We start from the raw sequence: 16,732 nt of genomic DNA, 5'->3' as shown, positions 1-16,732 counted from the left end.
ATCAGCCCAGGATGCCTGACTGTCCGTCTGTGCTGCCTGTCCGGCTGTCAGGACTTCGGGGCGACCTTGCTCAGGCCGTTGATGATGCGGTCCATCGCGTCGCCGCCCGTCGGGTCCGTCAGGTTCGCCAGCATCTTCAGCGTGAACTTCATCAGGACCGGGTGGGTCAGGCCGCGCTGCGTCGCGATCTTCATGACCTTCGGGTTGCCGATGAGCTTCACGAAGGCGCGGCCCAGCGTGTAGTAGCCGCCGTACGTGTCCTTGAGGACCTTCGGGTAGCGCTGGAGGGCCAGTTCGCGCTGGGCGTCCGTGGCGCGGGCGTGGGCCTGCACGATGACGTCCGCGGCGATCTGCCCGGACTCCATGGCGTACGCGATGCCCTCGCCGTTGAACGGGTTGACCAGGCCGCCCGCGTCACCGACCAGGAGCAGGCCCTTGGTGTAGTGCGGCTGGCGGTTGAAGGCCATGGGGAGGGCGGCGCCGCGGATCGGCGTCGTCATGTTCTCCGGCGTGTAGCCCCAGTCCTCCGGCATGGACGCGCACCAGGCCTTGAGGACCTCGCGCCAGTCCAGCTCGCGGAACGCCTTGGAGGAGTTGAGGATGCCGAGGCCCACGTTCGACGTGCCGTCGCCCATGCCGAAGATCCAGCCGTAGCCGGGCAGCAGCCGGTCCTCGCCCGGGCCGCGCCGGTCCCACAGCTCCAGCCAGGACTCCAGGTAGTCGTCGTCGTGGCGGGGCGACTCGAAGTACGTGCGGACCGCGACGCCCATCGGGCGGTCCTCGCGGCGGTGCAGGCCCATGCCGAGCGACAGGCGCGTCGAGTTGCCGTCGGCGGCGACGACGAGCGGGGCGTGGAAGGTGGTCGGCGTCTTCTCCTCGCCGAGCTTGGCGTGCACGCCGGTGATGCGGCCGGTGCGCTCGTCCGTGATGGGGGCGCCCACGTTGCACCGCTCGTACAGGCGCGCGCCCGCCTTCTGGGCCTGCCGGGCGAGCTGCTCGTCGAAGTCGTCGCGCTTGCGGACGAGTCCGTAGTCCGGGTACGAGGCGAGCTCCGGCCAGTCGAGCTGGAGGCGGACGCCGCCGCCGATGATGCGCAGCCCCTTGTTGCGCAGCCAGCCGGCCTCTTCGGAGATGTCGATGCCCATGGCGACGAGCTGCTTGGTGGCGCGCGGGGTGAGGCCGTCGCCGCAGACCTTCTCGCGCGGGAACGCCGTCTTCTCCAGGAGCAGGACGTCCAGGCCCGCCTTCGCCAGGTGGTAGGCGGTCGCCGAGCCGGCCGGTCCTGCGCCGACCACGATGACGTCTGCGCTGTGCTCGGAGAGGGGCTTGGGCTGCTCGGTCACGGCGGGTTCTCCCCAAGGGTCGAAAACAGTGTGCCGTCCGGCACGGACATGGGCAGTCTATTTGGCGGCACCGCTCACCGACCGAAGGGTCAGCCCATGACTCGAGTTCTGCCCGCCGTGGATCTGCGGGTCCCCACCCACGAGGACGCTTTCGCCTGGCACCGGGTGTTCGACGACCCCGACGTGATGGAGTTCCACGGGGGCGCCTCCGCCGAGCTGTCCGTGTACGAGGAGCTGACGGCACGCCAGCGGATGCACGACGCCGAGCACGGCTTCTGCCTGTGGACGATGACGGACGGCGCGGGCGAGGTCGTCGGGTTCACCGGCGCGCAGCCCTGGCCGCACGCGTGGGGACCGGCCGGGCAGATCGAGATCGGCTGGCGCCTCGGGCGCGCCCACTGGGGGCGCGGCTACGCGACGTCCGCGGCGCTCGCCACGCTGGAGCGGGTACGGGCGGCCGGGGTGCCGAGCGTCGTCGCGATGGTCGACGCGCGCAACGCCCGGTCCATAGCGGTCACGAAGCGGCTCGGCATGGATCTCGCCGAGACGTTCGTGACGCCGACCGGGCGCCGCGGGCACTGCTTCAGCCTGGAGTTGTAGCCGGACTCCTGTCGCTTCAGTCCGTGTCCGTGAGCCGCCAGGAGTCGAGCGCGATCCGGTACATCTCCTGCGCCGAGGTCCAGTCCGACTCCGGGGCGGTGAGCAGGATCGCGTACTCGGTGCCGCCGGCGGCCACGTACGCCTGGTCGACGGCATGGACCGTGGCCCCGGAGGCGTCCTCGTACGTGTACTCCCAGCGGGCCCCCGCACGCCCCTGGAAGGTGTTCCGCTCCAGCTGGACGCGCTGGTAGTCCTTCTTGTTCTTGTCCGCCTTGAGGCGCTTCTCCATCAGGAGCATGTTGTCGTACGAGGTGTACCCGGCGTCCGGGATGACGCCGACGAGGTAGCCCGACATCCCGGTGCTGCCCGCGTACGTGACCTGGCTGCCGTTCTTGACACCCTGCCGCTCCCAGACCTCGGGGACGACGAAGGAGAAGCCCAGTTCGTCGAAGACCTGGTGGTAGCCGGCGGGGACGGTCGGCATGTCCGTCGGCTCGCCGGTGGCGGTGGCGGCCGCCGGGTCCGAGGGCGTGGCGGCGGAGGCGTCGGCGGACTCCTGTGCGTCCGGCGACTCCTGTGACTCCTGCGACGCCTGGGCCGAGGGTGAACTCTGCGCGCTCGCGCCCTTGGCGTCGTCCTTCTTCGCGCTGCCCCCGTCGTCGTGGAGCAGCACGACACCGGCCGCCGAGCCGCCGCCGATGACGAGCGCCCCGACGAGCGTGCCGGCCCAGATCCAGGCGCGGCGGCGGTTGTTGCGGGGCGGCTGGGGCTGGGGCGGGCCGGCGACGAGGCCGACGGTGTGGAGGTCGTACGGGGCCTGCGGCGCGGGTGCGGGTGCCGGAAACGGGGTGTGCGGGGTCTGCTGGGGCTGCTGGACCTGTTCGGCCTGCTGGGATTGCTGGGACTGCTGGGACTGGTCCGGCTGCTGCGGGGCCTGCGCGTCCGGCGCGTCCTGCGGCGACTTCTGGAGCGGCACGGGCGCTTGCCCCGGCGGATCCTGCGGGGCCTGTGGGGTCTGCGGGGTCTGTGGTGACTGTTCGGGGATCGCGGGCGGGGCGGGCATCGGGGACGCGGCCGGGGCCGGCGGCATCGGAGGCCAGTACGGGCCCGGTGCCGGGGGCGTCGGGGTCGGGGTGAGGCCCAGGGCGCGCGCCACGTGCGGGCCCACGAACGCGGCGCCGCCGACCCACAGCAGCCCGAACAGCAGCACCTCGGGCACGTTCAGCCCCAGGTCGAACTGTCCGGCCCCGGTGCCGAGAAGCTCGATGTCGCCGCGGAACTCGGCGCCCAGCCCGCCGATCCCCGCGAGCAGCAGGAGCAGGCCGAAGAAGAGCCCTGCGGACAGGAGCTGTTCGCGCCGGTCGGCGGAGCGCCGGGCCGCGACGACGCCGACCAGCAGCGCGCAGACGAGGCCGACGCCGAGCGCGTACACGACGGACCCCGAGCCGAGTTCGTCGCCGAGCCGGGACAGGCCGAACGCCTCCTTCTCGTAGCCGCCGCCGAAGCCGGAGGTGCCGCGGGCCTCGACCTCCAGGGAGCCGCCCCAGCACAGACCGAGGACGGCGAGCGCGAAGTTGGGCAGCAACATCAGGAAGGTGCCGACCCCGGCGGCCTCGGAGCCGCCGAACTCCTCCTCGCCGAGGTCCGACGGGGAGCCGCCGCCCTCACCGAAGATCGCGAGCCCGATCCAGCCGAGGACGAGCGCGACGACGAGGACGAGGCCCATGGCGCGCACGGCCGTGCCGAAGGCGCCGACCGTCATGCGCAGTCCGGGTCGCGCGGCGGCGACCCGGTAGCGGAGGTCGTCCGCGTGCAGGACGCCGCCGGCGACGACGAGGGCGAGCAGCAGCGTCCACAGGGCCGTCAGGAACGGTGCGGAGGACACCGACACCTCGGCGATGTCCGGCTGCGCGAACAGGGCCAGGGCCAGCGTCCCGAGGGTCGTCGCGACGGCGACCCGCACGGCGGCCTCCAGACCGCCGGTGGCACCGTCGGGGGCGCCGGGCACGATCCGCGCGTACAGGCGGGAGCGGAGCATGCGCGTGCCGATGACGAGCGCGACGATCCACAGCACGGTCACCAGGAGCGGGACGACGGAGATCGCGGCGGTGCCGGAGCCGCCCGGCCCGTAGTCGCCGCTGCCGTAGTCGCTGCCGCCGTACGCGGGGACGCCGCCGCCGGAGCCGCCGCCCGCGGAGAGTTCCAGGCCGCCGCCGACGCCCTGGAGCAGGACGGCGAGGGCGAGCCGCATGCGGTCGCCGAAGCCGACCACGACGTCGCCGGAGTCCTGCCCGTACGAGGGGATGGCGAGGGCGACGGCGGCGAACAGCACGAGGCCGACCGGCCACAGCGCGGCCTGCACCGCGCCGGCCCAGTCGCCGCGCAGGGCCCGGCCCATGAAGGCGCCGAAGGCGGAGGGCTGGGCGGGTGGCGGCGGGGCGTAGCCGGGCGGGGGTGGTGGGGTGCCGGGGGCCGGTGGGGCGGCGGGTGCCGATGGGGTGGCGGGTGCCGATGGTGAGGGTGGGGGCGGAGGGCTCTGCGCGCCTCCGCCCGTGGACCGTTCGCGCCCGCAGCTCATACAGAAACGGGCTTCTTCAGGAGCCTCGGCTCCACAGTGCGGGCAGTGCGACGCCATCGGGGTGCTCCGTGATGATCCGGGGACGATCGGGTGACGAACCGTCACCGGTCGTCACCGCGTAATCAACGGACACATCTTTCCCGCCGCCCGGTTCCCGTCAACTGCAATACGGGAGCCGTGACTTACTTGATGCCGCGGTGCAGCGCCACGATGCCACCGGTGAGGTTGCGCCAGGCCACCTTCTGCCAGCCGGCGTCGCGCAGCCGGGTCGCGAGCTCGGGCTGGGTGGGCCAGGCGCGGATCGACTCGGCGAGGTAGACGTACGCGTCCGGGTTCGAGGAGACGGCGCGGGCGACCGGCGGCAGGGCGCGCATCAGGTACTCGGTGTACACCGTGCGGAACGGGGCCCAGGTGGGGTGGCTGAACTCGCAGATGACGACGCGGCCGCCGGGCTTGGTGACCCGGTACAGCTCGCGCAGCGCCTGGTCGGTGTCCTGGATGTTGCGCAGCCCGAAGGAGATCGTCACGGCGTCGAACGTGTCGTCCTTGAACGGCAGCTTCGTGCCGTCGCCGGCCGTGAACGGCATCCAGGGGTGGCGCTTCTTGCCGACCCGCAGCATGCCGAGCGAGAAGTCGCAGGGCACGACGTACGCGCCGGCCCGCACGAACGGCTGCGAGGACGTGGCCGTGCCGGCGGCGAGGTCGAGGACCTTCTGCGCGGGGCGGGCGTCGACGGCCTTGGCGACCTCCTTGCGCCACAGCCGCGCCTGTCCCAGGGACAGCACGTCGTTGGTGAGGTCGTACTTCTCCGCCACGTCGTCGAACATGGAGGCGACTTCGTGGGGCTGCTTGTCCAAAGATGCACGGGTCACCCCTGCATTGTGGCAGCCCACCCTTCGCCTCCGGCGGACCGGGACCCGTCTGCGATGCTGGGCCCCTCCGGGCGGATCTGACGCGGGGGTGGGGAGCTTGGCGGTGCGGGGGCGGGTTCTTGTGTGGGCGTGGGGGGCGCTGGTCGTCGGGGGGTTCGGGGCGACTCAGCTGCTCGGGGGTGGGGTCGCTCCGACGGACGGGGCCGGCCCCGAGCGAACGGCTCCGCCGTCGCCCTCGCCCTTGGTGCTCCCCGATGCGTGTCCGTCACCCCGGGCGGAACCTACGCCCCGGCCGGTGCCGTCCGATCCCGGGCACTTCTCCGCCGAGGCCCGGGACTGCGCCGTGATCACCACGCGTTGAGTCCCGGCCGCGGCCCGGTGGGGGCTGGTCGCGCAGTTCCCCGCGCCCCTGAAATGCAGACCCTTCGGGTCGCATTTCCCCGATGCGTGCGCCCCTATGGAGATAGCGCACGAAGTGCGCATCTCCAGGGGCGCGGGGAACTGCGCGACCAGCCCCCACCGGGGCCGCAGCCGAAGACCCCGTCACCGGCCCCGGTAGACCAACCGGCCGCCGACCACCGTCGCCACGCACGTGCTCGCGCCCTGGGCCACCAGTTCCTCGCGGGACGGGACGTCGAAGATCGCGAAGCGGGCCGGGCCGCCCACCGTGAGGGCGGGGAGCAGGACCATCGGGCGGGGGGAGAGGGAGACGGGGCCGGGGAGGCGGTCGGGGCGGGCCGCGAAGGCGAGGCCGGAGCGCTGGGCCACCTCCAGGACAGGGCGGGACCTGAGTTCCCCGGCGATCGCCACCGTGCCGTGGGCGAACAGCCGCTGGACGCCGCGGCGCGCGCTCGCCCCGACCCGCGACGGGTCGGCCCGGAAGATCGCGCGGGCCCGCTCGCCCCCGATCGGCGTCGTGCCGTACGTGTCGGCCTCACGCGGATCAGGGTGATAGGTGCCTTCGAGGATCTCGGGCCCGTACGGGTTGAGCAGGCCCGGCGTCAGGATGCCGGGCCACTCCCGCACCCGTACCCCGGGGTGCGCCGCGACCAGTTCGTCGGCGGAGCCGAGCGCGGCGATCCGCTCGCCGTCGACGAGCACGGCGGACCCGTCGGCGGCGCAGGCGTGCAGGGTGCGCACGTCAGCCCTGGTCGGAGGAGACGAGCTTCAGCTCGGGGTGCGCCGTGCCGCCCTCGATCGCGATGGAGGAGATGTGCGAGGAGACACGGTCGTCGACCGGGTCGTTCGCCGGGTCGTCGTGCACGACGAGGTGCTCGTACGTCGTGGCGCGCTGCGCGGGGACGCGGCCGGCCTTGCGGATGAGCTCGATGATCTCCATGCGGTTCGAGCGGTGCTTGGCACCGGCCGAGGAGACCACGTTCTCCTCCAGCATGATCGAGCCGAGGTCGTCGGCGCCGTAGTGCAGGGACAGTTGGCCGACCTCCTTGCCGGTGGTCAGCCAGGAGCCCTGGATGTGCTGGACGTTGTCCAGGAAGATCCGGGCGATCGCGATCATGCGCAGGTACTCGAAGAGCGTGGCCTGCGTCCGGCCCTTGAGGTGGTTGTTCTCGGGCTGGTACGTGTACGGGATGAAGGCCCGGAAGCCACCCGTCCGGTCCTGCACGTCGCGGATCATGCGCAGGTGCTCGATGCGCTCGGCGTTGGTCTCGCCGGTGCCCATGAGCATGGTGGAGGTGGACTCGACGCCCAGCTTGTGGGCCGCCTCCATGATCTCGAGCCAGCGCTCGCCGGACTCCTTGAGCGGGGCGATGGCCTTGCGCGGGCGCTCCGGGAGCAGCTCGGCGCCGGCGCCCGCGAAGGAGTCGAGACCCGCGGTGTGGATGCGCTGGATGGCCTCTTCGACGGACACCTTGGAGATGCGGGCCATGTGCTCGATCTCGGACGCGCCGAGCGAGTGGATCACGAGCTGCGGGAAGGCCTTCTTGATCGCCGAGAAGTGGTGCTCGTAGTACTCGACGCCGTAGTCGGGGTGGTGGCCGCCCTGGAACATGATCTGGGTGCCGCCGAGCTCGACGGTCTCCGCGCAGCGGCGCAGGATGTCGTCGAGGTCGCGGGTCCAGCCCTTCTTGGTGTCCTTGGGGGCCGCGTAGAAGGCGCAGAACTTGCACGCCGTCACGCACACGTTCGTGTAGTTGATGTTCCGCTCGATGATGTACGTGGCGATGTGCTCGATGCCCGCGTACTTGCGGCGGCGGATCGCGTCGGCGGCGGAGCCGAGCGCGTGCAGCGGCGCGTCGCGGTACAGGGCGACGGCCTCCTCGGGGGTGATGCGCCCACCGTCGGCGGCGCGGTCGAGGACGGACTGAAGCGCGGCCTTCTCGGTCACCGGGCGGGCCCCTTTCGGAGTGTTCGCGGCGCGTGCGCACCGCGGCTGAGCTGAAAACTCAGCGTACGTCAGGCGGCCAGAGCGCCCAGCAGAACCCCCGTGTAGGCGCCCAGGATCATGAACGGGCCGAAGGGGATCTCGGTCTTGCGGCCCGCGCGCCGGGCGACGACGAGGACGAGCGCGTACAGCGAGTTGAACAGGACGCCCGCGAACGCGCCGAGGAACAGCACGCCCCAGCCGTACCAGCCGAGCGCCGCGCCGAGCCCGAGCGCCAGCTTCACGTCACCGAAGCCCATGCCCTTGGGATAGGCGAGCAGGAGCAGCAGATAGCCGCCGCCGAGGGCGAGGGCACCGAGCAGCGCGCCGGTCCAGGACCCGCCGGACTCGGGCAGGGCCGCGGCCCCGCCGAGCGTGAGCAGGGCGAGGGCGGCCAGCGGGTAGGTGAGCACGTCGGGCAGCCGGTGCACGGCGAAGTCGACGGTGGCGAGCAGCACGGCGGGCGGGGCGAGCAGCAGCCAGGCGGCCAGTTCGGGCCGGGTGCCGGTGGCGGCGGCGAGGAGGGCGCAGACGGCGGCGGTGAGCGCGGCGAGGAGGAGCGGGCGGGGGCCGGGCCGGGGGCCGAGCCAGCCGCGCAGGGGCCGCCCGTCGGGCCGCGCGGACCGCCAGGGGTCCTCGGGCTCGACGGACAGCCGGTACGCGGGGCGCGGCAGCAGCGCTCCGGTGGCGGCGCCCCACAGAGCGGCGATCAGGACGAGAAGCTGGTCCGCCATGTCAGGCGACCGCCCCGCCCGCGCGGCAGGCCCACTGGGGGCTGCCGCGCTTCAGGGCTGCTCCACTCGGCTCAGACCGGCCCTCGGGTTCCCGGCCTGCGGGTACTGGGAGCTGTACTTGACGGTCTTGCCCGCGCGCTTGAGGTGCACGGTGTGGGGGCCCTTGGCGCAGGTGCCGCCGTTGTCCGGGGACGCGGCGCCGGAGGCGATCAGCTCCCCGGCGGAGGCCGACTTGAGGGTGAGGACGTCGACGCACGTGACGCCGAGCGGGTCGGTGGAGGTCACGGTGCCGAGCCGCTTGCCGACGGCGGCCTGCTTGATCCGCACCCGGTACGTGTCGAACTGGACGTCGCCCAGCGCCGTGGTCGCGGTGGCCTTGCCCTCCCAGGTGCCCACGTAGAAGGGGGGCACCACGCCCTTGGGGACCGGTGCCCGCGAGGTCGGTTCCTCCTGCGTCGGCTCCTTCGTCGGGGCGGCGGTCACCGCGGGCGGCTCGGCGCCGGCGTCGCTGCCGCCGCCCGTGTCCGGCCGCGTGTTGAGGAAGACGATGCCGCCGACGGTGACCGCGGCCATCGCTCCGGCCACCGCCAGCGCCACCGAGCAACTCACCTTGCGGCCGCGGCCGTCGGCGCTCGTCGGGGCGGAGGTCGCGGACACGGAGACGGACAGCTGGCCGGGCTTGGCGTCCTGCTTCTCCTCCGCCTTCTCCGGCGCCCCGGCGTCCTCCCTGGGCGGCGGGACCGGCGCGTACGAGGGGTCCGGCGGGCCGAAGACCCCGGGCTGCGGGGCCGCCTGCGAGCCGCCGGTGACCGACGGGCTGCTGAAGCCCACCGGCCCCGAGACCGGTTCGGCCGGGCCCGCCGGGACGGCCGTGTCCAGGTCCAGGAGCTGCACGGCGCTGCGCGACACCTGCTCGACCAGGGCGCCGGGCAGCCAGCCCGCCGCGACGAGCCGGGCAGCGCCCTCCGGGGCGAGGCTGCGCGCGACCTCCTCGGGGGTGGGCCGGTCGGCCGCCTCCTTGGCCAGGCAGGCCGCCGCGACGTCCTTCAGGTCGCCGCTCAGGGCGTCGAGTTCGGGCTCCTCGTGGACGACCTTGTAGAGCAGCGCGGCCGAGGAGTCGCCGAGGAACGGGGAGTGCCCCGTCGCCGCGTAGACGAGGACCGCGCCGAGGGAGAACACGTCGGCGGCGCCCGTGACGCCCTTGCCGAGGATCTGCTCGGGCGCCATGTAGCCGGGCGAGCCGATGGACACGCCGGTGGAGGTGAGGGAGGCGGTGCCGTCGGTGGCGCGCGCGATCCCGAAGTCGATCAGGCGCGGGCCGTCGACGGTCAGCAGCACGTTCGACGGCTTCACGTCGCGGTGCACGAGCCCCAGTCCGTGCACCGCGGTCAGCGCCTCGGCGAGGCCGGCGCCGAGCACCCGTACGGAATGCGCGGGCAGCGCCCGGCCCTCCCCTGCGGCCTGCGCGAGCGAGGGCCCGGCCACGTAGCCCGTCGCCACCCACGGCACCCGGGCCTCCGGGTCCGCGTCGAGCACCGGCGCCGTCCACGCCCCGCCGACCCGGCGCGCGGCGTCCACCTCACGGCGGAACCGCGCCCGGAACTCGTCGTCGAGCGCGAAGTGCGGGTGCACGACCTTCACGGCGACCGTGCGGCCACCGGCGCTGCGGCCCAGGTACACGCGGCCCATGCCGCCGTGCCCGAGCCGGCCGAGCAGCCGGTAGGGCCCCACGGTCGTCGGTTCGTCGTCCTCCAGCGGCTGCATGGTGACCTCCCCCGTCGGTCAGCGCGCTCCAGGCGAGCCTAGGGCCTGGGGCCGGTCAGATGACGCCCTGGGCCAGCATCGCGTCGGCCACCCGCTCGAACCCGGCGATGTTGGCGCCGGTCACGTAGTCGCCGGGGGCGCCGTAGCGCTCGGCGGTCTCGTGGCAGGTGGCGTGGATGTCGTTCATGATGCCCGCCAGCTCGTCCTCGACGCGCTCGGCCGTCCACGACGTACGGGCGTGGTTCTGCGCCATCTCCAGGGCGCTGACCGCGACACCGCCCGCGTTGGCCGCCTTGCCGGGGCCGAACGCGACGCCCGCCCGCTGGAGCAGGTGGACGGCCTCGGGCGTGGTCGGCATGTTGGCGCCCTCGGAGACGGCCTTCACGCCGTTGCGGACCAGGGCCGCCGCGTCGTTCTCGTCCAGCTCGTTCTGGGTGGCGGACGGCAGCGCGATGTCGGCCGGCACCTCCCAGACCCGCCCCTTCGGCACGAAGCGCGCCGAGGCGCCGCGGCGCTGCGCGTACACGTCGACGCGGCCCCGCTCGACCTCCTTGATCTGCTTGAGCAGCTCCAGGTCGATGCCCTTCTCGTCGACGACGTAGCCCGAAGAGTCCGAGCAGGTCACGGCGTTGGCGCCGAGCGCGGTCAGCTTCTCGATCGTGTAGATCGCGACGTTGCCGGAGCCGGACACGACCGCCGTCTGTCCCTCCAGGTCCTCGCCGCGCTCGCGGAGCATGGCCGCCGCGAACAGCACGTTGCCGTAGCCGGTCGCCTCCGGGCGGATCAGCGAGCCGCCCCAGCCCTGGCCCTTGCCGGTCAGGACCGACTCCCACCGGTTGGTGATGCGCCGGTACTGGCCGAACAGGTAGCCGATCTCGCGGCCGCCGACGCCGATGTCACCGGCCGGCACGTCCGTGTGCTCGCCGATGTGCCGGTACAGCTCCGTCATGAAGGACTGGCAGAACCGCATGACCTCGGCGTCGCTGCGCCCGTGCGGGTCGAAGTCGCTGCCGCCCTTGCCGCCGCCGATGCCGAGCCCGGTCAGCGCGTTCTTGAAGATCTGCTCGAAGCCCAGGAACTTGATGACGCCGAGGTTCACCGAGGGGTGGAAGCGCAGGCCGCCCTTGTACGGGCCGAGCGCGCTGTTGAACTCGACGCGGAAGCCGCGGTTCACGTGCACGCGGCCCTTGTCGTCCTGCCACGGCACCCGGAACATGACCTGGCGCTCGGGCTCGACGAGCCGCTCCACGAGTCCGGCCCGCCCGTACTCGGGCCGGGCCGCGAGCACCGGTGCGAGCGTCTCCAGGACCTCGTGGGCGGCCTGGTGGAACTCCGGCTGAGCGGGGTTGCGGTGCTCGATCTCCTCGAGGAGGTCGGCGAGGAGGGACTGGGTCTCGGATCGAGTCGTCACAGAAGGCCTTTCTGGCGCGGCTGTCACCGGATCCGCCACGGGTGCGGCGCGCTCGGGTCCGGTCCACTGCTGACTGCTGCGGCGCCGTTGCCGCACGCGGGACAGAGGTAAGTGTTACGCGCATGTAAACGCGTGACCAGAGCCCCGGGCCCGGAGCGCTCACGATGTGAGACCGCGTTCCGGGCCCGGAGCCGTTCATCGGGATTTCATCCGATACCCGCGGGAAATCGGAGGGGCATTCACCGAATTCGCGCGGGTACGTACCGAGTGGCGCCGGCCGGGCCCTGTGCCCGGCCTCTGCCGAGCCCCCGGATTCACCCGATGATCCGCTGTCCGGACCTCGTCCGGACCCCCGCCCGGATCTCCGTCCGGATCTCCGTCCGGAAAGCGCGGATTCACCGCGGGAGCAGTTCCACCTTCACGTCCGCGGGAAATCCCGTGGTCGGTCCGACCCGGCGTGCGAACTCCGTGACGCCTTCCAGCTGAGCGGTCCCGAACCGGAAGTCGAGCGTCGTGAAGTACTCCTCCAGAACGGCCTCCCCGAAGACCTCCCAGCGCGCCGCCTGCTCGGCGACCTTGGCGACCTCCACCAGCGACAGGTCCCGCGAGGACAGGAACGCCTCGTGCACCTGCCGGGTGATCTCCGGCTCCCGAGCGACGTACTCCTTGCGCGCGGCCCACACGGCGAAGACGAACGGCAGCCCCGTCCACTCCTTCCACATGGCGCCGAGGTCGTGGACCTGGAGGCCGAGCCGCGGCGCGTCGTGCAGGTTGGCGCGCAGCGCGGCGTCGCCGATGAGCACGGCCGCCTCCGCGTCCTGCATCATCAGGCCGAGGTCGGGCGGGCAGGTGTAGTACTCGGGCCGCACCCCGATCTTCTCCTCGAGCAGCAGCTGCGCGAGCCGCACGGAGGTGCGGGAGGTGGAGCCGAGCGCGACACGCCGGCCGTCCAACTCGTCGAGCGGCACCTGCGACACGATGACGCAGGACATGACGGGGCCGTCGCAGCCGACGGCCAGGTCGGGGAAGGCGACGAGGTCGTCGGCGGCCTTGAGGAACTCGACCAGGGTGATGGGCCCGATGTCGAGCCGCCCGTCGACCAGCCGCTCGCTGAGCTTCTCGGGGGTGTCCTTCGTCAGCTCGAAGTCGAGCAGGGAGCCCGTGCGGGCGAGGCCCCAGTACAGGGGCATGCAGTTCAAGAACTGGATGTGGCCGACGCGCGGACGGATGCGCCGCGCGGCCGCGAGGTTCTCGTGCTGGGTCTCATGCTGAGTCTCGGGAGAATTGTCCACATCGCGAGGCTAGACCCTGCCGTCCGCCGTCCCGTCGTCCGCCCGGGGCGAAGGGGGTGACGTGGGGCGAAAGGCCGGTTCTGGCCCGGTGCGGTACGGTGCAGAATCCGGCCCTTGAAGGGTGCCGATCAATCCCCCGGCGGGACTCCGCACAAACCTACGGGTGACGTGATCTTGCCCTCTATCGCTTTCGGCTGCCTGCGTGCTAGGCTCGCCGCAATTTGCAGTTTGGTTTCCCTTGCAGTACAGAGCCTGCGGAGCATGTAACCGCGGGCTCTCGTCGTTTTCAGACTTTTGCAGTTGTTCGCAAGCGCATTTGCAGGTTCTGGAGCAGGGCGACCCTTTGGCCCATAGGAGGGCTTATGGCTACCGGAACCGTGAAGTGGTTCAACGCTGAAAAGGGCTTTGGCTTCATTGCCCAGGAAGGCGGCGGCCCGGACGTCTTCGTCCACTACTCGGCGATCAACGCGAACGGCTTCCGCTCCCTCGAGGAGAACCAGGCCGTGACCTTCGACGTCACCCAGGGTCCGAAGGGCCCGCAGGCGGAGAACGTCACCCCCGCCTAATCTCTCCTGATCACGCGGCCATGGCCGCATTTTGATCCGGAACCGAGAGCAGTACCCAAGGAGCCCCGTGCCGCAAGGCAGCGGGGCTCCTGCCTGTTTCCGGTCCGGTTCCCGAGGCCCGAGGCGTCCTAGGTGAACTGCATCAGCAGCACGCACGTGGTGCCCGGCTCCAGCGCCCGGCAGGTGTGCGGCAGGTCGCCGGGGTACGTGATGCAGTCGCCGGGGCCCAGCTCGACGGGGTCGTCCTGGGGTCCGGCCAGCACGCGCCCGGTGGCGACGACCAGGTGCTCGACCGTGCCCGGGTTGTGCGCGTCGGAGTCGCGGGCCGCGCCGGGCTCGACGTGCAGCCAGTACAGGTCGCGGCGGGCGCCGGGCGGGCAGGCGGAGAGCAGGGTCGCCGTGTAGTCCGCGTGCTCGGAGGGGATGGCGACGCCCTGGCCGGCCCGGACGACCTGGACGGTCGGGCGGGGCGGGTCAAGGAGCAGGCTCGGCGGCACGTCGAGGGCGACGGCGAGGGCCCACAGCGTCTCCAGCGTGGGCTTGCCGGACGCCGACTCCAGCTGGGACAGGGTCGACTTGGCGATCCCGGCCCGCTTGGCCAGCTCGCTCAGCGAGATCCCGGCGCGGGTGCGCTCGCGGCGCAGGGCCGCGGCGATGCGGTCGAGGGGCAGCGGGCTCTTGGGCGGGTACGCGTCGGTGTCGCTCATAGCGGCCTCACTCTACGGGAACGAACGCCTCCTCGTTCGCTACGGCGGACCGCTTGTTCGACTTGACGAACGCGGCCGCCCGGAGTCACGCTACCCGTATGCGTACGGCACAGCGAACACTCGACCCGGCACACCGAACGCCGGGCGACTCCGACCCCCGTCTCCTGCGCGACGTCGCCCTGGTCTGTCTGGCCGACGGTGTCGTGGGGCTGTCGTTCGGGGCCGTCGCGGTCGCGAACGGGCTTCCGGTGTGGCTGCCGGTGCTGATGTCGCTGCTGGTGTTCGCGGGCTCGGCACAGTTCAGCGCCGTCGGGGTGTTCGCCGCCGGGGGCGGGCCGGTGGCCGCGGCGGCGACGGGGCTGCTCCTCAACACCCGTACCGCCGCCTTCAGTCTCGCCGTCGCCGACGCGCTCGGCCGGTCCTGGCCCGCGCGGCTGGTCGGCGCGCACCTGGTGACCGACGAGACCGCCGCGTTCGTACTGGCCCGCACCGATCCGGCGGCGCGCCGCCGGGCCTTCTGGATATCGGGGCTCGGCCTGTTCGTGGCCTGGAACGTGTCCGTCCTCGCGGGGGCGCTCGCCGGGGCGGCCCTCGGCGACACGGACCGCTTCGGGCTCGACGCGGCGTTCCCCGCCGTGCTGCTCGCGCTGGTGCTGCCCGCGCTGCGGGACGGCCGGGGCGTGCGCCGGGCCGCCGCGGCCGGAGGCGCCGTCGCGGTCCTCGCCACGCCGTTCCTGCCCGCCGGGGTGCCGGTGCTCCTCGCCCTCACCGGCCTGCTGCTCGCCCGGAGGTCCGCATGAACCCGCAGCTCGTCGCCGTACTGGCCCTCGCGGCCGGCACGTACGTCTTCCGCCTGGCCGGTCCCGCGCTGCACGGGCGGGTGGAACTGCCCGCCCGTGTCCAGGAGTTGCTCACGACGGCCGCGACCGTCCTGCTCGTCGCGCTGCTGGCGACGGGCGCGCTCATGGCGGGCCACGAGTTCGCCGGCTGGGCGCGTCCCGCCGGGGTGCTGGCCGGGGGCGTGCTCGCGTGGCGCCGGGCGCCGTTCGCGCTGGTGGTCGTCGGGGCGGCGGCGGTCACCGCGCTGCTCCGGCTGGCTGGGCTTCCGTAAGGGCCTGCGTGCGCCGGGCCCAGCGGGTCGCCGGGCCGAACGCCATGCCCGCCGCCAGGAAGAAGGCGCCGAGCAGCAGCCAGCCCGGCACGCCCCACGTCACCAGGAGCGCGGTCAGGACCAGCGGGCCGACCGTGCGGGCCAGGGGGACGCCGGTGCCGAAGAAGCCCTGGTACTGGCCGACCTGGTGCGCGGGCGCCAGGCTGAACGCCAGCTGCCAGGAGCCGGCCGACTGCCCCATCTCGCCGACCAGCAGGAACGCCGAGGCCAGCACGAGCACGGCGCTCGCGCCCCACATCCCGAGCCGGTCCGCCGCCGACACCGCGAACACCGCGCACGACAGGGCGAGCATGGCCCCGGCCCGGCGCAGCCCGCGCGTCGCCGCCCCGGCCCCGTCGATCCCGCGCGCGGCCCGCACCTGGAACGCCGTCACACCCAGGGTGTTGAGCACGAACAGCGCCGAGACCAGCCACCCGGGCGCGTCCGTGCGGGACACGATCCACAGCGGCACGGCGAGCGAGAGCAGCGGCATCCGCAGCAGCAGCACGGCGTTGAGCAGCGTCACGACGGCGTACGGCCGGTCCCGCAGCACCGCGAACCGGGCCTCCCGCACCGCGGGCACCGCGACCGGCGCGGCCTTCGGCAGCGCCGCGAGCAGCGCCGCGCAGATCACGAACCCGGCGCCGTCGAAGGCGAACACCGCCAGATAGCCGCCGGTGGTGTCGTGCTGCAGAGCGAGCCCGCCGATCGCCGCCCCGACCGCGAGCCCCGCGTTGAGGACCGACTGCAGCCGGGCGAGCACCGCCGTCCGCTCCGCGGGCTCGACCAGCCCGGCGAGCAGCGCCTGCCGCGCCGCGGCCAGCCCGCACTGCGCGACCGCGTAGGCGACGGCGGCCAGCAGGAACGCCGGGTACGAGCGGATCACCAGGAAGGACAGCACGGCCGCCGCCGTGGCGAGCGCGAGCCCGACGGACACCCCGCGCGGCCCGCGCCGGTCGGCCAGCGCCCCCAGCGGCACCCCGGCGACGGCACCGATCGCCCACGCCACGGTCAGGGCGAGCCCGATCCGGGTGGGCGAGAGCCCGACGACACGGCTGAAGTAGAGGGCGGAGGTGACGTAATAGGCCCCGTCCCCCAGCGAGTTGGCCAACTGAGCGGCGGCAAGACCCCGTACCGGCGAGCGCTTCGACATGCCCCCACGCTACGAACAAATGGCCCACCCTCCATAGGCAACCTCTGCCGCATTCGACTGGGCCAATCAGGCTCGGGATGCGGGGCTGTACCCGATCAGCGACTCCCGTCGCGGGGCGCAACCAACCGGGCCCCTGGGGCACACGAAGTGTGCCTTCCAGGGGCGCGGGGAACTGCGCG

Annotated in this window: 15 protein-coding genes and 1 pseudogene; 4 read left to right on the top strand and 12 right to left on the bottom strand. The window is 73.0% G+C overall.

The features are described from left to right. Positions 1-47 precede the first annotated feature (47 nt). Positions 48-1,343 carry a geranylgeranyl reductase family protein gene (locus ACIBTU_RS28645; RefSeq protein WP_399129399.1) on the bottom strand — a complete coding sequence of 432 codons (1,296 nt, stop codon included), beginning with the start codon at positions 1,341-1,343 and terminating at the stop codon, positions 48-50. A gap of 96 nt (positions 1,344-1,439) precedes the next feature. Here ACIBTU_RS28645 and ACIBTU_RS28640 point away from each other — a divergent pair, with 96 nt between their 5' ends. Further along, complete coding sequence (locus ACIBTU_RS28640) at positions 1,440-1,943, top strand: GNAT family N-acetyltransferase (RefSeq protein WP_399129398.1); 504 nt, start codon at positions 1,440-1,442, stop codon at positions 1,941-1,943. Between the two features lie 16 nt (positions 1,944-1,959). Here the strand turns inward: ACIBTU_RS28640 and ACIBTU_RS28635 are convergent, their stop codons facing one another. The 9 genes and pseudogenes from ACIBTU_RS28635 to ACIBTU_RS28595 form a co-directional block, all read right to left on the bottom strand. Beyond that, positions 1,960-4,341 carry a hypothetical protein gene (locus ACIBTU_RS28635; RefSeq protein WP_399129437.1) on the bottom strand — a complete coding sequence of 794 codons (2,382 nt, stop codon included), beginning with the start codon at positions 4,339-4,341 and terminating at the stop codon, positions 1,960-1,962. Between the two features lie 168 nt (positions 4,342-4,509). Next, positions 4,510-4,578 (bottom strand): annotated as a pseudogene (locus ACIBTU_RS28630) (zinc-ribbon domain-containing protein); the annotation flags it as partial. 125 nt (positions 4,579-4,703) lie between these two features. Beyond that, complete coding sequence (locus tag ACIBTU_RS28625; protein WP_399129396.1) at positions 4,704-5,393, bottom strand: demethylmenaquinone methyltransferase; 690 nt, start codon at positions 5,391-5,393, stop codon at positions 4,704-4,706. A gap of 543 nt (positions 5,394-5,936) precedes the next feature. Next, entirely contained in the window at positions 5,937-6,533 is a 597-nt protein-coding gene (locus tag ACIBTU_RS28620; RefSeq protein WP_399129395.1) for an imidazolonepropionase-like domain-containing protein, read from the bottom strand. Position 6,534: 1 nt separating this feature from the next. Next, positions 6,535-7,740, bottom strand: a complete 1,206-nt coding sequence (gene mqnC / locus ACIBTU_RS28615; RefSeq protein WP_188337464.1) for a cyclic dehypoxanthinyl futalosine synthase — start codon at positions 7,738-7,740, stop codon at positions 6,535-6,537. A gap of 68 nt (positions 7,741-7,808) precedes the next feature. Further along, on the bottom strand, positions 7,809-8,510 hold the full coding sequence (locus ACIBTU_RS28610) for a prepilin peptidase (RefSeq protein WP_399129394.1): 702 nt from the start codon (positions 8,508-8,510) through the stop codon (positions 7,809-7,811). Positions 8,511-8,561: 51 nt separating this feature from the next. After that, positions 8,562-10,274, bottom strand: coding sequence for a protein kinase (locus tag ACIBTU_RS28605; RefSeq protein ID WP_399129393.1), 1,713 nt, complete (start codon positions 10,272-10,274; stop codon positions 8,562-8,564). A gap of 55 nt (positions 10,275-10,329) precedes the next feature. After that, positions 10,330-11,685 (bottom strand): NADP-specific glutamate dehydrogenase, encoded by a 1,356-nt coding sequence (gdhA, locus tag ACIBTU_RS28600; RefSeq protein WP_399129392.1) that lies wholly within the window; start codon positions 11,683-11,685, stop codon positions 10,330-10,332. 395 nt (positions 11,686-12,080) lie between these two features. After that, positions 12,081-12,977, bottom strand: a complete 897-nt coding sequence (locus ACIBTU_RS28595) for a menaquinone biosynthetic enzyme MqnA/MqnD family protein (protein WP_399129391.1) — start codon at positions 12,975-12,977, stop codon at positions 12,081-12,083. Between the two features lie 362 nt (positions 12,978-13,339). On the opposite strand from ACIBTU_RS28595, the gene ACIBTU_RS28590 reads away from it, so the two are divergent. Then, positions 13,340-13,543 carry a cold-shock protein gene (locus ACIBTU_RS28590; RefSeq protein WP_003948780.1) on the top strand — a complete coding sequence of 68 codons (204 nt, stop codon included), beginning with the start codon at positions 13,340-13,342 and terminating at the stop codon, positions 13,541-13,543. Positions 13,544-13,671: 128 nt separating this feature from the next. On the opposite strand, the gene ACIBTU_RS28585 is transcribed toward ACIBTU_RS28590, so the two are convergent. Then, the gene (locus tag ACIBTU_RS28585; protein WP_399129390.1) at positions 13,672-14,250 is read right to left on the bottom strand and encodes a helix-turn-helix domain-containing protein; all 579 of its coding nucleotides are present in this window, start codon (positions 14,248-14,250) and stop codon (positions 13,672-13,674) included. Between the two features lie 98 nt (positions 14,251-14,348). Here ACIBTU_RS28585 and ACIBTU_RS28580 point away from each other — a divergent pair, with 98 nt between their 5' ends. Both ACIBTU_RS28580 and ACIBTU_RS28575 read left to right on the top strand, forming a co-directional pair. Further along, positions 14,349-15,050 carry an AzlC family ABC transporter permease gene (locus tag ACIBTU_RS28580; RefSeq protein WP_399129389.1) on the top strand — a complete coding sequence of 234 codons (702 nt, stop codon included), beginning with the start codon at positions 14,349-14,351 and terminating at the stop codon, positions 15,048-15,050. Next, a complete protein-coding gene (locus tag ACIBTU_RS28575; RefSeq protein ID WP_399129388.1) occupies positions 15,047-15,361 on the top strand; it encodes an AzlD domain-containing protein in 315 nt (104 codons plus the stop codon). Before ACIBTU_RS28580 ends, ACIBTU_RS28575 begins: the two co-directional genes overlap by 4 nt. Here ACIBTU_RS28575 and ACIBTU_RS28570 read toward each other — a convergent pair. Beyond that, a complete protein-coding gene (locus ACIBTU_RS28570) occupies positions 15,327-16,553 on the bottom strand; it encodes an MFS transporter (protein ID WP_399129387.1) in 1,227 nt (408 codons plus the stop codon). The genes ACIBTU_RS28575 and ACIBTU_RS28570 overlap by 35 nt on opposite strands. Positions 16,554-16,732 lie beyond the last annotated feature (179 nt).

The sequence above is a fragment of the Streptomyces sp. NPDC050145 genome (assembly GCF_044460245.1).
GTDB lineage: Bacteria > Actinomycetota > Actinomycetes > Streptomycetales > Streptomycetaceae > Streptomyces.
The sequence above is the reverse complement of the archived record's forward strand: the minus strand, read 5'-3'. Positions and strand labels throughout refer to the sequence as shown.

What these genes read in the sequence shown, in the direction of transcription:
- ACIBTU_RS28575 (WP_399129388.1), top strand. Translation starts at nt 15,047, where the DNA reads ATGAACCCGCAGCTCGTCGCCGTACTGGCCCTCGCGGCCGGCACGTAC.
- ACIBTU_RS28570 (WP_399129387.1), bottom strand. Translation starts at nt 16,553, where the DNA reads ATGTCGAAGCGCTCGCCGGTACGGGGTCTTGCCGCCGCTCAGTTGGCC.
- ACIBTU_RS28610 (WP_399129394.1), bottom strand. Translation starts at nt 8,510, where the DNA reads ATGGCGGACCAGCTTCTCGTCCTGATCGCCGCTCTGTGGGGCGCCGCC.
- ACIBTU_RS28605 (WP_399129393.1), bottom strand. Translation starts at nt 10,274, where the DNA reads ATGCAGCCGCTGGAGGACGACGAACCGACGACCGTGGGGCCCTACCGG.
- ACIBTU_RS28635 (WP_399129437.1), bottom strand. Translation starts at nt 4,341, where the DNA reads ATGGGCCGGGCCCTGCGCGGCGACTGGGCCGGCGCGGTGCAGGCCGCG.
- ACIBTU_RS28590 (WP_003948780.1), top strand. Translation starts at nt 13,340, where the DNA reads ATGGCTACCGGAACCGTGAAGTGGTTCAACGCTGAAAAGGGCTTTGGC.
- ACIBTU_RS28640 (WP_399129398.1), top strand. Translation starts at nt 1,440, where the DNA reads ATGACTCGAGTTCTGCCCGCCGTGGATCTGCGGGTCCCCACCCACGAG.
- ACIBTU_RS28585 (WP_399129390.1), bottom strand. Translation starts at nt 14,250, where the DNA reads ATGAGCGACACCGACGCGTACCCGCCCAAGAGCCCGCTGCCCCTCGAC.
- ACIBTU_RS28580 (WP_399129389.1), top strand. Translation starts at nt 14,349, where the DNA reads ATGCGTACGGCACAGCGAACACTCGACCCGGCACACCGAACGCCGGGC.